The organism is Aggregatibacter kilianii (assembly GCF_003129965.1).
Classification (GTDB): domain Bacteria; phylum Pseudomonadota; class Gammaproteobacteria; order Enterobacterales; family Pasteurellaceae; genus Aggregatibacter; species Aggregatibacter kilianii_A.
In genome coordinates this window covers 75,892-89,172 of sequence record NZ_NRCJ01000004.1, presented here as the reverse complement: position 1 = coordinate 89,172, position 13,281 = coordinate 75,892, and the positions used below count along the sequence as shown (strand labels likewise).

Annotated in this window: 9 protein-coding genes and 4 tRNA genes; 8 read left to right on the top strand and 5 right to left on the bottom strand. The window is 46.0% G+C overall.

From position 1 onward, the window contains the following. Positions 1 to 49: 49 nt before the first annotated feature. Positions 50 to 259 carry a transcription antiterminator/RNA stability regulator CspE gene (gene cspE, locus DK430_RS03890; protein WP_109077801.1) on the bottom strand — a complete coding sequence of 70 codons (210 nt, stop codon included), beginning with the start codon at positions 257 to 259 and terminating at the stop codon, positions 50 to 52. 484 nt (positions 260 to 743) lie between these two features. Here cspE and DK430_RS03885 point away from each other — a divergent pair, with 484 nt between their 5' ends. Beyond that, positions 744 to 1,151, top strand: coding sequence for a hypothetical protein (locus DK430_RS03885; RefSeq protein WP_162616803.1), 408 nt, complete (start codon positions 744 to 746; stop codon positions 1,149 to 1,151). Between the two features lie 20 nt (positions 1,152 to 1,171). On the opposite strand, the gene DK430_RS03880 is transcribed toward DK430_RS03885, so the two are convergent. The 3 genes from DK430_RS03880 to gltX all read right to left on the bottom strand — a co-directional run bounded on the left by DK430_RS03880 (position 1,172) and on the right by gltX (position 4,041). After that, complete coding sequence (locus DK430_RS03880) at positions 1,172 to 1,852, bottom strand: hypothetical protein (RefSeq protein WP_109077799.1); 681 nt, start codon at positions 1,850 to 1,852, stop codon at positions 1,172 to 1,174. A gap of 589 nt (positions 1,853 to 2,441) precedes the next feature. Further along, positions 2,442 to 2,517 (bottom strand) — tRNA-Ala (locus tag DK430_RS03870). Between the two features lie 87 nt (positions 2,518 to 2,604). Continuing rightward, on the bottom strand, positions 2,605 to 4,041 hold the full coding sequence (gltX, locus tag DK430_RS03865) for a glutamate--tRNA ligase (protein WP_109077798.1): 1,437 nt from the start codon (positions 4,039 to 4,041) through the stop codon (positions 2,605 to 2,607). A gap of 171 nt (positions 4,042 to 4,212) precedes the next feature. Between gltX and DK430_RS03860 the strand changes: the two genes are divergently transcribed. The 7 genes from DK430_RS03860 to DK430_RS03830 all read left to right on the top strand — a co-directional run bounded on the left by DK430_RS03860 (position 4,213) and on the right by DK430_RS03830 (position 9,604). After that, positions 4,213 to 4,288: transfer RNA gene (locus DK430_RS03860), tRNA-Val, on the top strand. A 37-nt stretch (positions 4,289 to 4,325) separates the two neighbouring features. After that, positions 4,326 to 4,401: transfer RNA gene (locus DK430_RS03855), tRNA-Val, on the top strand. Between the two features lie 37 nt (positions 4,402 to 4,438). Then, positions 4,439 to 4,514: transfer RNA gene (locus DK430_RS03850), tRNA-Val, on the top strand. Positions 4,515 to 4,620: 106 nt separating this feature from the next. After that, complete coding sequence (locus tag DK430_RS03845) at positions 4,621 to 5,409, top strand: glycosyltransferase family 32 protein (RefSeq protein ID WP_109077797.1); 789 nt, start codon at positions 4,621 to 4,623, stop codon at positions 5,407 to 5,409. Positions 5,410 to 5,523: 114 nt separating this feature from the next. Further along, complete coding sequence (argH, locus tag DK430_RS03840; protein WP_109077796.1) at positions 5,524 to 6,897, top strand: argininosuccinate lyase; 1,374 nt, start codon at positions 5,524 to 5,526, stop codon at positions 6,895 to 6,897. A gap of 323 nt (positions 6,898 to 7,220) precedes the next feature. Then, the gene (gene gdhA / locus DK430_RS03835; protein ID WP_109077795.1) at positions 7,221 to 8,570 is read left to right on the top strand and encodes an NADP-specific glutamate dehydrogenase; all 1,350 of its coding nucleotides are present in this window, start codon (positions 7,221 to 7,223) and stop codon (positions 8,568 to 8,570) included. Between the two features lie 200 nt (positions 8,571 to 8,770). Beyond that, on the top strand, positions 8,771 to 9,604 hold the full coding sequence (locus DK430_RS03830) for a class II glutamine amidotransferase (protein WP_109077794.1): 834 nt from the start codon (positions 8,771 to 8,773) through the stop codon (positions 9,602 to 9,604). Between the two features lie 95 nt (positions 9,605 to 9,699). On the opposite strand, the gene dnaE is transcribed toward DK430_RS03830, so the two are convergent. Beyond that, positions 9,700 to 13,176, bottom strand: a complete 3,477-nt coding sequence (gene dnaE / locus DK430_RS03825) for a DNA polymerase III subunit alpha (RefSeq protein WP_109077793.1) — start codon at positions 13,174 to 13,176, stop codon at positions 9,700 to 9,702. Positions 13,177 to 13,281: the final 105 nt, after the last annotated feature.

Genomic DNA, 13,281 nt, shown 5'->3' with positions numbered 1-13,281 from the left:
ATAAAAAATAAGCCCTTTTAATAAAGGGCTTATTTTATTGGAAATTTGATTAAATCACTTCAACTTCAACCGCTGTCGGTCCGCGTTGGGAATCTTGTACGTTAAAAGCAACGCGATCGCCTTCATTTAAGGTACGGAAATTGTTACCGACGATACCGGAGAAATGCACGAAAACATCTTTAGAACCATCTGCCGGAGCGATAAAACCAAAACCTTTTGTTGAATTGAACCATTTTACGGTGCCGTTTAATTTAGACATGTTGTCTTCCTTTTTAAAGTAATGAAATTGTATGCTTACATTAAGCACGAACCGCTAGCGATTTGACTTACACAGAGATGGATAAATTGAATCTTCGAGGCACAAATTTAAAACTTGAATGAGGAAGAACCGAAATAACTAACTTACTGAAGTGATTGTCTAGCGTGGGCACATTAGAACACGCCGACGACCTGAATACAATCTATTTTATTGAATTTACACGCTTGTCCGATCAGCTTTTTGACACAAAATTGGCACATTGATAATCAGTGTAAACCTTACCACTAATATTTATTAAACATACCTCGTCACCAGCCGCAAACCGTCTCATAATATCTAGTAACGCCAGCCCTCAATAGATTCTTTTATTGATGAAGACAACCTCAAAATAAAAGAAGCTCTTGTCGCAAAATTACAAGACTACGAACACCAACTTTCAGAAAGAGACAGCTATATTCACAAAAAGACGGTCGAGTTGCATGAATTGGAAGATAGTCTCAACAAGGCAGTAATGGAGGTATTTTTTAATACCGGTGAAATTAATGATCTGAAAAGACAAGTCACCGACTTAACGCAATTAAACACCTCCCTCCAAAGTCAATTACGCCAAGCGGCGACATCAATTTCAGTTAAAAAATGCCAAGGCTGCCGACGCGTACAACCGATAAGCGAATTTGGGAAGAATGCCAATCAGCCTGATGGATTAACAAAATGGTGCTCCTTATGTATGACAGAGGGCGCGCCAATGCCGCATGATATGTCCGGCATAAAAGTTTGTGAAAAGTGCGGTCAAAATAGAAAGAAAAGTAGTTTTTACCCATCCAGTAGATATGCTGACGGCTTGTCTAAATGGTGCAAATTTTGTCTTGATAGCAATAATAAAGCCCGCTAAATTCACGGGCTCTTAGTAGATTAAAATCCACAAGCAATCTGTTTTGCTTTATCAAACAAATCTGATCTATTATTTGCTTGTTCTTTTGAAGCATACAGCGGTATATCAATATTTTTCCCATCTTGTGATGAATATCTCATCATTCCAGATTGCCCACCGTTTATGTTAATTACTTCCAATATTTTCCCATACACCAACTGACCATTGCTGTAAAATCTTGTCAGTTCACCGGTGATTCTATCATGCGTAGATGTTGGGCAATTAAACTTAACCAAAATAACTCGCTCGCCATCCTTTAACTCAATATTATTACTCGCCAAAAGTTTTTGATATATCGCCACTCTAGGATATTTGCCTCCATCCATTATATGCAAATAAGATTCCACGGTAACTTTCTTCTGCGAACCGCCAGCCGCACCAATTAAGTCGCTATATGTTGGGATTTTAATGCCGGCTGAATCATTACTGTCTACACGAAACGAATACATGTCATCGTATATGCTAAGATTGCCTTTCTCGGATATTAAGATCTCATCTTTCTTGAATAACTTAAACTTATTAAGCCCATCACCTGTTAGAGAATTATTCCACGTTCTGTCCAATTTATAAAAATCACTTCGCTCATCAAGAGTATTTGTTTTATTCACGCATCCACTCAATAAAACCGCACCAACCAAAGCCACCAACAAACTCTTTTTCATAAAAAACTCCTATAACTAAATCTCTTTAAATTATAGGAGTTTCTTTGGTTTTTGTCTGTGACCCAATTCAAAGATTCTCTATGTTTAATAATAATTTACAATTTTGACAATTCACTATTTAACTGCCGCTTAATCACCTCTTCCACGTCACTCATTTCCTCATAGCAATGGTACTAAGAATCCACCATAAATAAATTGTGCTAATGCCCAAAAGATTTTCATTAAGTGATAAATTTCCGCATATTACGACCCGCAAATAGTGTTTTTTAAGGACGTTAAGGCGTTTTATTTGGCTTAGAACTTTGAGGAAAGCCTTAATCGACGAGCAAAAATCAAAGACTTCCACTTTCATGACTTGCGACATACATGGGCGACAAGACATATTATGTCAGGCACGCCATCCATTATATGTATTACAAGAACTTGGAGGTTGGACTAAAACAGATACAGTGCGGAAATATGCACACCTATCTATTGAGCATTTGAAAAGTCATGCAGATAATATTCAACTTTTTGACACAAAATTGGCACAATACCAAAAAGCAAAAAACCTTACCAACTGATAACTCATTGATAAGGTTTAAAAATTTGGTGGAGATAATCGGGATCGAACCGACGACCTCTTGAATGCCATTCAAGCGCTCTCCCAACTGAGCTATATCCCCGTAAGTGGCGGCTATAATAAATTCCGCCCCTTGGTCTGTCAATATTAAATTTTCAATTCAATGTCATCAGATTAAATATTAAGCGTTTTACGCCTTAATAAAATCAATGGCACGTTGAATGCGATTCAGAACACGTTCGCGCCCGATGCCCACCAGGGTGACATCCATTGACGGCGATTGTCCTGCACCGGTAACGGCAACACGCAACGGCATGCCCACTTTGCCCATGCCAACTTCCAATTCAGCGGCGGTTTGTTCAATGGCTTCGTGAGTAGAATGCAAATCCCAACGAGAAAGTGCGGTCAGTTTTTCTTTTACTTTTTCAAGCGCTTCCACAGCACCGGCTTTAAAATGTTTTTTCGCGGCGGCTTCGTCGAATGCATCAAATTCTTCAAAGAAATAACGGCTTGCCTGCGCCATTTCGCGTAAGGTTTTGCAACGATCCGCCAGCATACCAACGATTTCCGTTAATGCCGGACCATTGGCAGTGTCGATGCCCAGATCCTGATATTGCCACGCCAAGTGTTTTGCCACATATTCCCGTGGTAATTCACGGATATAGTGATGATTCAACCACAATAGTTTTTCGGTATTAAAAGCACTGGCAGATTTGCTGACAGAATGTAAATCGAATAATTCGATCATTTCTTCGCGGGTGAAGATTTCCTGATCGCCATGCCCCCAGCCCAAACGCACCAGATAGTTGATGAGCGCTTCCGGCAAATAACCTTCGTCGCGATATTGCATAACGCTCACCGCGCCGTGACGTTTGGAAAGTTTTTGTCCGTCGTCGCCGTTAATCATGGAAACGTGGGCGTACACTGGAATTGGCGCACCCAGAGCTTTTAAGATATTAATTTGACGCGGGGTGTTGTTGATGTGGTCTTCGCCGCGTACGACGTGAGTAATGCCCATGTCCCAGTCGTCCACCACCACGCAGAAATTGTAGGTCGGCGAACCGTCGGTGCGGCGAATAATCAAATCGTCCAATTCGCTGTTGCTGATTTCAATGCGTCCGCGCACGGCATCATCAAATACCACGGTGCCTTCCGTCGGGTTTTTAAAACGTACCACATGGGGTTCATCGGCGGAATGATGGGCGTGATCATGCAGGCAATGGCGGTCATAACGTGGTTTTTCTTTGTTTTGTTCCTGTGTATGACGTAATGCGTCCAACCGTTCTTTGGTGCAGTAGCAACGGTATGCCAAGCCTTGTTCGATCATTTGATCGATGACTTGATTGTAACGATCAAAGCGTTTGGTTTGATAATACGGACCGTGTTCCCAAGCAAGATCTAACCATTCCATGGCCTCCAAAATGGCTTGTGTCGCTTCCGGCGTGGAACGTTCCAAATCGGTGTCTTCAATACGCAAGACAAATTCGCCGTTGTTATGTTTGGCATACAACCAAGAATACAGTGCAGTTCTGGCACCGCCAACGTGTAAATAACCGGTCGGGCTCGGCGCAAAACGGGTGCGCACTTTTACATTCGGATCCAAATCAAATAATGCTTCTAATTTCATTTTATAACCTTTTTTCTGTGCAAATAATTGTGCGACATTGTACTACGAGTTGTTTGAATTCATAAGGAAAAATCACGATTTATGCCTATTTTTGAAACAACCGACGGATTTTTGGCAAAAATTTGTTGACTGAAATCATTGAGCAATTATAATGCTCGCTCACAACATTGAGGGCGATTAGCTCAGTTGGGAGAGCACCTCCCTTACAAGGAGGGGGTCACTGGTTCGAGACCGGTATCGCCCACCACTTCTTTACATACTTCCCTATTTTAAGATTCTAACGTGGGCGATTAGCTCAGTTGGGAGAGCACCTCCCTTACAAGGAGGGGGTCACTGGTTCGAGACCGGTATCGCCCACCACTTCTTTACATACTTCCCTATTTTAAGATTCTAACGTGGGCGATTAGCTCAGTTGGGAGAGCACCTCCCTTACAAGGAGGGGGTCACTGGTTCGAGACCGGTATCGCCCACCACGCATTTCTCTTTTTATTTTATTTCAATAGCTTCAGAACGTTTATTCTTACCGCGTAAAGTGATAAAGTACACCCAATTTTTCAGTTGCATAACCGGATTCATTGAATGAATAAACCAATAAAAAATCAGACCGCACTTTTCATTTCCAACGGCTTGTTACGTTTAGCCGGCAATATTGTCAAAATCCTAAGTTATCCGTTCCACGCGATTTTCCCGAAAAAACGCTTCACTATTCCGGAATTCAGCCCGGCGAGATGCCCATCTAACAAACCCGGCAAAATCAATAAAGTCATCTGGCAAACCAATTACAGCAACAAAGTGACCTTGCCTATTTACTGCAACTATTTGATCAACCGCTTGTTTTCGCCCGGTTATGATTACCGTTACGTAAGCACCGAAGCGCGCAGCGAATACATCGAAAAAAATGCCGATGCACGCACCTTCGCCGCCTATAGCAAACTCACGGACGGCGCGGCACAGGCGGATTTCTGGCGTTTATTTACGCTTTATCACGACGGCGGCATTTATATGGACATTGACGGTCATTTGGTCGGCGATCTGGACAACATGATCGATCCGGAAGACGATGAAGTGCTGATTACCCGTCGCGACCGCTACACCAATTTCTTCATGGCAAGCCGCAAAGGCAATCCGTTTTTGAAAGAAACACTGGATATTATTATTGATAATATTGAAAATCGCCGTATCGACGGTGGTGTGTTTGTGTTGACCGGCCCGGATACCTTAAATAAAGCCTTGAAAAACAAAGACGTGAATACCCGACGTGACAAACTCACCTGCGCGCAAGGGACTTTTGCCAACGAATATTTTCAGTATATGGATAAAAAACGCGGCAAATGGATTCACGCAAAAAATGAAGATTTATTAAAATAACCGTCCGTTAAACAACAAGTGCGGTCACCAAAAAGCAAATTTTTTGTTGATCGCCTTTTTTGTTTCTGTGATATATTTTTTAACCGATTTCACAAATAACAATCAGAGGATTCTATGGCACTTTGGGGTGGACGCTTCACGCAGGCTGCGGATAAGCGTTTTAAAAACTTTAACGACTCATTACGCTTCGACTACCGTTTGGCGGAACAAGACATTGAAGGCTCTATCGGCTGGTCAAAAGCGTTGGTTTCTGTCGGCATTTTAGAGACGCAGGAGCAGCAGCAACTTGAACAGGCACTGAACGAATTATTAATTGAAGTGCGGTCAAATCCGCAAGCGATTTTGCAAGATGACGCGGAAGACATTCACAGCTGGGTAGAAAGTAAGCTCATCGACAAAGTGGGGAATTTAGGTAAAAAACTGCATACCGGGCGTAGCCGTAACGACCAAGTGGCTCTCGACATCAAAATGTGGTGTAAACAGCGGGTTGCTGAATTACAACATTCCATTCGCGAATTACAACGCAAATTGGTGCTCACTGCCGAAAATAATCAGGATGCCGTGATGCCGGGCTACACCCATCTGCAACGTGCCCAGCCGATTACCTTTGCCCACTGGTGTATGGCGTATGTGGAAATGCTGGATCGCGATTATTCCCGTTTAGCCGACGCCTACCGTCGCATGAACAGTTGCCCGCTGGGTAGCGGCGCCCTTGCCGGCACGGCGTATCCGATTGATCGCGAGCAACTCGCCAAAGATCTGGATTTTGCTTTCGCCACCCGTAACAGCTTAGACAGCGTATCTGACCGCGATCATATCGTGGAACTGCTGTCCGCCGCCTCCCTCAGCATGGTGCATTTGTCCCGTTTCGCCGAAGATATGATTATTTTCAACAGCGGCGAATCCAATTTCGTCGAACTCTCCGATCGTGTGACTTCCGGATCTTCTCTTATGCCGCAAAAGAAAAACCCCGATGCTTGCGAGTTAATTCGCGGTAAAGCGGGGCGTGTCATCGGTGCGTTAAACGGCATGTTGATGACGTTAAAAGGGCTACCGCTTGCATACAACAAAGATATGCAGGAAGACAAAGAAGGCATTTTTGATGCGCTGGATACTTGGCAGGATTGCTTGGACATGGCGTCATTAGTGCTCGATGACATCAAAGTGAACGTGGAACGTACTCGTGAATCCGCCTTAAAAGGCTATTCCAACGCCACCGAACTGGCGGATTATCTGGTCGCCAAAGGCGTGCCATTCCGTGATTCCCATCACATCGTAGGTGAAACTGTGGTGTACGCCATCAAGCAACACAAGGCATTAGAAGAACTGACCATTCCGGAATTCCGTCAATTCTGCGAAAAAGTGTCGGATGATGTGTACGACATCCTATCCTTGCAATCCTGCTTGGATAAACGCGCAGCAAAAGGCGGCGTGTCGCCGTTGCGCATTGCCGAAGCCATTGCCGACGCGAAAAGTCGATTTGCTTAAACGCATTCATGGCGTAAAGTGCGGTTCTTTTTTCAGATGTTTTTAAATTCGCCTGAAAAAAGAACCGCGCTTTTGTTTATCTTTACCGTCAACCCATAAAATCCAGCCAAAATTAAATATTATTTAATAAAATACAAGATATATTAAAAAAAATTTAATCTATGCATCTTAATTTAGAATATTTTAGCTATTTTTAGGAAAAATATTTGAAATTATCTCCTTAGCTGTTGCATATTGAAACCCGACTTAACAACATAGTTGAGCAACACACAACTTAGATACCCAAATGCAAACAACAATATTCAACTTACAGGAGATTTATTATGTCTAGCTCGGTTCCTTCCTTAGAAGCATTCTTAGCCAAAGTCGAACAACGTGACGGTAACCAACCTGAATTTTTACAAGCGGTTCGCGAAGTTTTCACCTCTATCTGGCCATTTCTCGAACAAAACCCGAAATACCGCTCCGAAGCCCTATTAGAACGTTTAGTCGAACCTGAACGCGCCATCCAATTCCGCGTAGCATGGACGGATGACAAAGGACAAGTGCAAGTCAACCGCGCTTTCCGTATTCAATTTAACAGCGCCATCGGACCGTTCAAAGGCGGTATGCGCTTTCACCCGTCCGTAAACCAATCCATTTTAAAATTCTTAGGGTTTGAACAAATCTTTAAAAACGCCTTAACCACCTTGCCGATGGGCGGCGCAAAAGGCGGCTCCGACTTCGATCCGAAAGGTAAAAGCGATGCGGAAGTGATGCGTTTCTGCCAAGCGTTGATGGCGGAACTTTATCGCCACATCGGCCCGGACACCGACGTACCGGCAGGCGACATCGGCGTAGGCGGCCGTGAAGTGGGCTACTTAACCGGTATGATGAAAAAACTCTCTAACCAAACCGGCTGTGTGTTCACCGGCAAAGGCTTAACCTTCGGCGGCAGCTTAATCCGTCCGGAAGCCACAGGTTACGGCTTGGTGTATTTCGTACAAGCTATGTTGGCGGAAAAAGGTCAGGATCTGAAAGGCAAAACCGTGGCGGTTTCCGGCTCAGGTAACGTAGCGCAATACGCTATCGAAAAAGCCTTACAATTAGGCGCGAAAGTAATCAGTTGCTCCGATTCTTCCGGCACCGTCATCGATGAAGAAGGCTTCACCGCCGAAAAACTCGCTGCCTTAATGGAAATCAAAAACGTGAAACGCGGTCGTGTGAAAGATTACGCGGATCAATTCGGTTTGAAATACGTTGCCGGCGTTCGTCCATGGAACTTAAAAGTGGATGTCGCCTTGCCTTGCGCTACCCAAAACGAATTGGAGTTGAGCGACGCTCAAGCGCTTATCGCCAACGGCGTACAAGTGGTCGCGGAAGGCGCCAATATGCCGACCACTATCGACGCCACCAACGCCTTCATTGATGCCGGCGTATTATTCGGACCGGGCAAAGCGGCGAATGCAGGCGGGGTTGCCACGTCAGGCTTAGAAATGTCACAAAATGCACAGCGTTTAAGCTGGACTCGCGAAGAAGTGGATGCGAAATTACACAGCATTATGTTAGACATTCACGCCAACTGTAAAAAATACGGTTCCGATGCCCAAGGCAACATCAACTATGTCGTGGGTGCCAACGTCGCCGGCTTCGTAAAAGTCGCCGATGCTATGCTGGCGCAAGGCGTATATTAATCGATAATAAAAAACGTTGCTGAAAACGACCGCACTTTTTGGGTTCGCCGAAAAGTGCGGTTACTTTTTAAGCCGAATCCGTTATAAAACCAAACATTTTGTTCTAAAAATGGCGGCTTGCGGATATTGAAATGCGCGCGATTATGGTGTTAAATCTGCACCTATTCTATGGTTATTCTAAGTAAGGTTAAAACAAGTTTATGTGCCAATTATTGGGAATGAATTGCAATACGCCGACGGATATTGTGTTTTCATTTGAAGGTTTTCGTCATCGCGCCGGGCTCACCGATTCCCACTCCGACGGATTCGGCATCGCTTTTTTTGAGGGCAAAGGCGTGCGCATTTTCCGCGACAATAAACCGGGACACATTTCGCCTATCGCCGATTGCGTCAAACAATACAACATCAAATCTCTCAACGTCATCGCACACATTCGCAAAGCCACCCAAGGGGAAGTAAACATTGAAAATACGCATCCGTTTATTCGCGAAATCTGGGGCGAAAACTGGGTGTTTGCCCATAACGGCAATTTAACCGAATTACCCGACATGAGCGAATCCTTCTGCCAACCCATCGGTAGCACCGATTCGGAAACCGCATTTTGTTATATGGCGGAGCAATTAAAAAATCGCTTCCGCAAAAAACCAAGCGAAGCACAAATTTTCCAAGCTATTCAAGAAATCAGCAACCGATTGGCGGAGCACGGCACCTTTAACTTTATCCTTTCCAACGGCGAATGGATGATCGCCCGTTGCGCCACCAACTTGCATTATTTAACCCGCCAAGCCCCTTTCGGCAAAGCACAGCGCATTGATGACGATGGTGTGATTGATTTCAGTAACTACGCCAAAGACGGCGACAAAGTCACCATTATCACCACCGCGCCGCTCACCAAAGACGAAGTCTGGACCAAAATGGAAAACGGCGGTTTTGTGTTCTTCAAAAACGGCGATAAAGTCTGGGAAGTCATCGGCACACCAAGAACGGAAGTGATTGACGACGGCACGCTGGGAACGGCAGCAAAAGCGGCATAATTCAAACAAAACAAACAAAAAGTGCGGTCGAAATTTCAAGTGTTTTTTTAACTGAAAAACAATCTGAAAATCGACCGCACTTTTTTATGACTTATCTATTCAAACTCCAATTCCACCGCACTTTCACCGAGCAATGCCACCAATTCGGTGAGCAGTTCGTCCGTCGGGTTGACCGACCATTGCACGCCCATTTTCACTAAGGCTCTGCCCTGCGGGCTCTGGTAGTAAATATGCACCGGCAATGAATTGCCACTGTAAGGTTGCAAAATACCTTTGAATTGCTTAATGAATTGCGGGGTGATTTGCTCTTGCGACAGGCAAATGGCAAGACTTTTCGCATAGCGGGCGCGAGCTTCGTCGATGGTCATCAAATCGCGCACGGACATACGTAAACCTTGCGAAAAATCGTCGAAACTCACTTGCCCGGACACCACAATTACCGTGTCTTTTTGTAGCTTTTCACCGAATTTTTCCAACGCCTCGCCGAATAAGGTTAAATCCAACCGTCCGGAACGATCGTCAATAGTGGCAATGCCGATGTGATTGCCTTTTTTCGTCACCGCAATGCGCGTGTTAATCACCAACCCGCTGGCAGTGCTCATTTGTCCGCGATAATTCGGCACCAATTCTTTCAGGCGTACAGGACTGTAATGGGACAATTCTTTCAAATAGCGGCTCACCGGATGGCTACTGAGATACAGCCCCAAAGTTTCCCGCTCGCCGTCCAAAATGGTCTTTTCCGTCCAAGGCGGAATGTTGGCGTAGGAATTTTCCACTTCTTCGTTGGTTTCCGTCAGCACGCCGAACATATCCGCTTGCCCCAAGGCTTCGTCTTTAGCGTGTTGATCGGAGGCACGCAGGGCATCTTCCAGATTCTGTTGTAGCGCGGCACGGTGCGGACCGAGTTTGTCGAAGGCGCCGGATTTAATCAGGCTTTCAAAAGTGCGGCGGTTGATTTTCTTTAAATCAACGCGGGCGCATAAATCAAATAGGTTTCTAAAGATGCCATCTTTTTCGCGCGCTTCCACCAAGGCAGCAATGGGGCCTTCGCCCACGCCTTTAATGGCGCCGATGCCATATACGATTTCACCGTTTTCATTCACGCTGAAATGATGTTTGCCGGTGTTAATGTCCGGCGGCACAACTTTCAAGCCCATGCGCATACATTCGTCGTATAAGCCGACAATTTTGTCGGTGTTATCCATTTCCGAAGTCATCACAGCCGCCATAAATTCCGCCGGATAATGCGCTTTCAGCCACAGGGTTTGATAAGACACCAACGCATAAGCGGCGGAGTGCGATTTATTAAAACCATAGCCGGCGAATTTTTCCACCAAGTCGAAAATTTTCATGGCAAGATCGCCGTCTACACCGTTTTTGATTGCCCCCTCTTCAAACACGGAGCGCTGCTTCGCCATTTCTTCCGGTTTTTTCTTACCCATGGCACGACGCAATAAATCCGCCCCGCCCAGCGTATAACCCGCCAGCACTTGGGCGATTTGCATGACCTGTTCCTGATACAAAATAATGCCGTAGGTCGGTTCCAAAATCGGCTTGAGGGATTCATGCTGATAATTGGCATCAGGGTACGACACTTCTTCGCGCCCGTGTTTGCGGTCGATGAAGTTATCCACCATGCCTGATTGCAACGGACCGGGACGAAACAACGCCACCAACGCGATAATGTCTTCAAAACAGTCCGGTTTTAGGCGTTTAATCAAATCTTTCATGCCGCGCGATTCCAGCTGGAACACCGCCGTGGTTTCCGCATTAAGTAGCACGTTAAAGGATTGTTGGTCGTCCAACGGAATGGCGCTGATGTCCACCAAGGGCTTGCCTTCTTTTTCCATGCGCGCGTTGATCATATCCAACGCCCATTTTATGATGGTTAACGTGCGCAACCCCAAGAAGTCGAACTTCACCAAGCCGGCATATTCCACGTCATTTTTATCGAAGTGAGTGACCGGATGTTTGCCTTCCGAATCGCAATATAGCGGTGAGAAATCCGTAATCAACGTCGGCGAGATCACCACCCCGCCGGCGTGTTTACCGGCGTTACGCGTCACCCCTTCCAATTTACGCGCCATATCAATAATGGCGCGCACTTCTTCGTCGGCATCGTAAATTTCCTGCAACTTCGGCTCCGCCTCAAAGGCTTTCGCCAACGTCATGCCGGGATCTGGCGGCACCAGTTTGGAAATGCGATCCACGAAACCGTAAGGCTGCCCAAGCACCCGCCCTACATCACGAATCACCGCTTTCGCCGCCATGGTACCGAAAGTAATAATCTGCGACACCGCACCCCGCCCGTACATTTCCGCCACATGGTCAATCACGCGGTCGCGCCCGTCCATGCAGAAATCCACGTCGAAATCGGGCATGGAAACCCGTTCCGGATTGAGGAAACGTTCGAATAGCAAGTCGAATTCCAACGGATCCAAATCGGTGATTTTTAACGCATACGCCACCAAAGATCCCGCGCCGGAACCGCGTCCCGGACCCACCGGAATGTCGTTATCTTTCGACCATTGAATAAATTCCATCACGATCAAAAAGTAGCCGGGGAACCCCATTTGGTTGATCACGTCCAGCTCTACCTGCAACCGTTCGTCATATTCCGGACGACGTTCGGCGCGCACTTTTTCATCGGGGAACAGCACTTTCAGACGCTCTTCCAAACCATCTCTCGCACGCTTAACCAGATAATCTTCGGTGCTTAAATCCCCCGTCGGGAATTGCGGCAGGAAATATTCGCCCAAGCGAATGGTGACGTTACAACGCTGGGCGATGAGTAGCGTATTTTCCAAGGCACTCGGCACATCGGCAAACAGCTCGCACATTTCCTGTTCGGAGCGAAAATATTGTTGCGAAGTATAAAGTTTCGGACGTTTCGGATCGTCTAAGGTAAAACCGTCATGAATCGCCACGCGAATTTCATGGGCTTCAAAATCCTCCGCCTGCAAAAAGCATACGTCGTTAGTCGCCACCACCGGCAACTGCTCGCGTTCCGCCAGATCTAACGCCGCTTTAATGTAACGTTCTTCATCGGGACGGCCGGTGCGGGTGAGGGTGAGATAAAAATGATCGGGGAAAAATTCACGGTAAAAATCCACCGCACTTTTCAGCTCGTCGGGATTGCTGCGGAGCAATTTTTTGCCCACATCACCGTTCACGCCGCCGGACAACACAATCACGCCGGTGCGGTGTTCCACCAACCATTGCTGATCGATATACGGCAAATCCGCATAACCGCGCTCGTAGGCTTTGGACAGCAATAAGGTAATGTTTTTATAGCCTTCATTATTTTTCGCCAACAGGGTTAAACGGAATTTTTCCTCACCGCACAGCTCGCTTTGCACCAACACATCCGCCCCAATAATCGGCTTCACGCCGGAAGACAACGCCTCACCGTAAAACCGTACCAAGCCGCAAAAGTTGGTAAAATCCGTCAAGCCCATCGCCACCATGTTGTTTTCCACGCAGGCTTTCACCAACGGCTTCACCTTGGCGATACCGTCAATCATGGAAAAATCACTGTGAACCTGCAAATGAACGAAACGTGGCTGCGACATAAAAATCCTTGGGAAAATCAGACAAAAGTGCGGTGTATTTTAGCGGTATTTTGCGGGGAATTGTAGGGATAATTTGTCTTGGCGCGGCTACACAATAAATCCCCA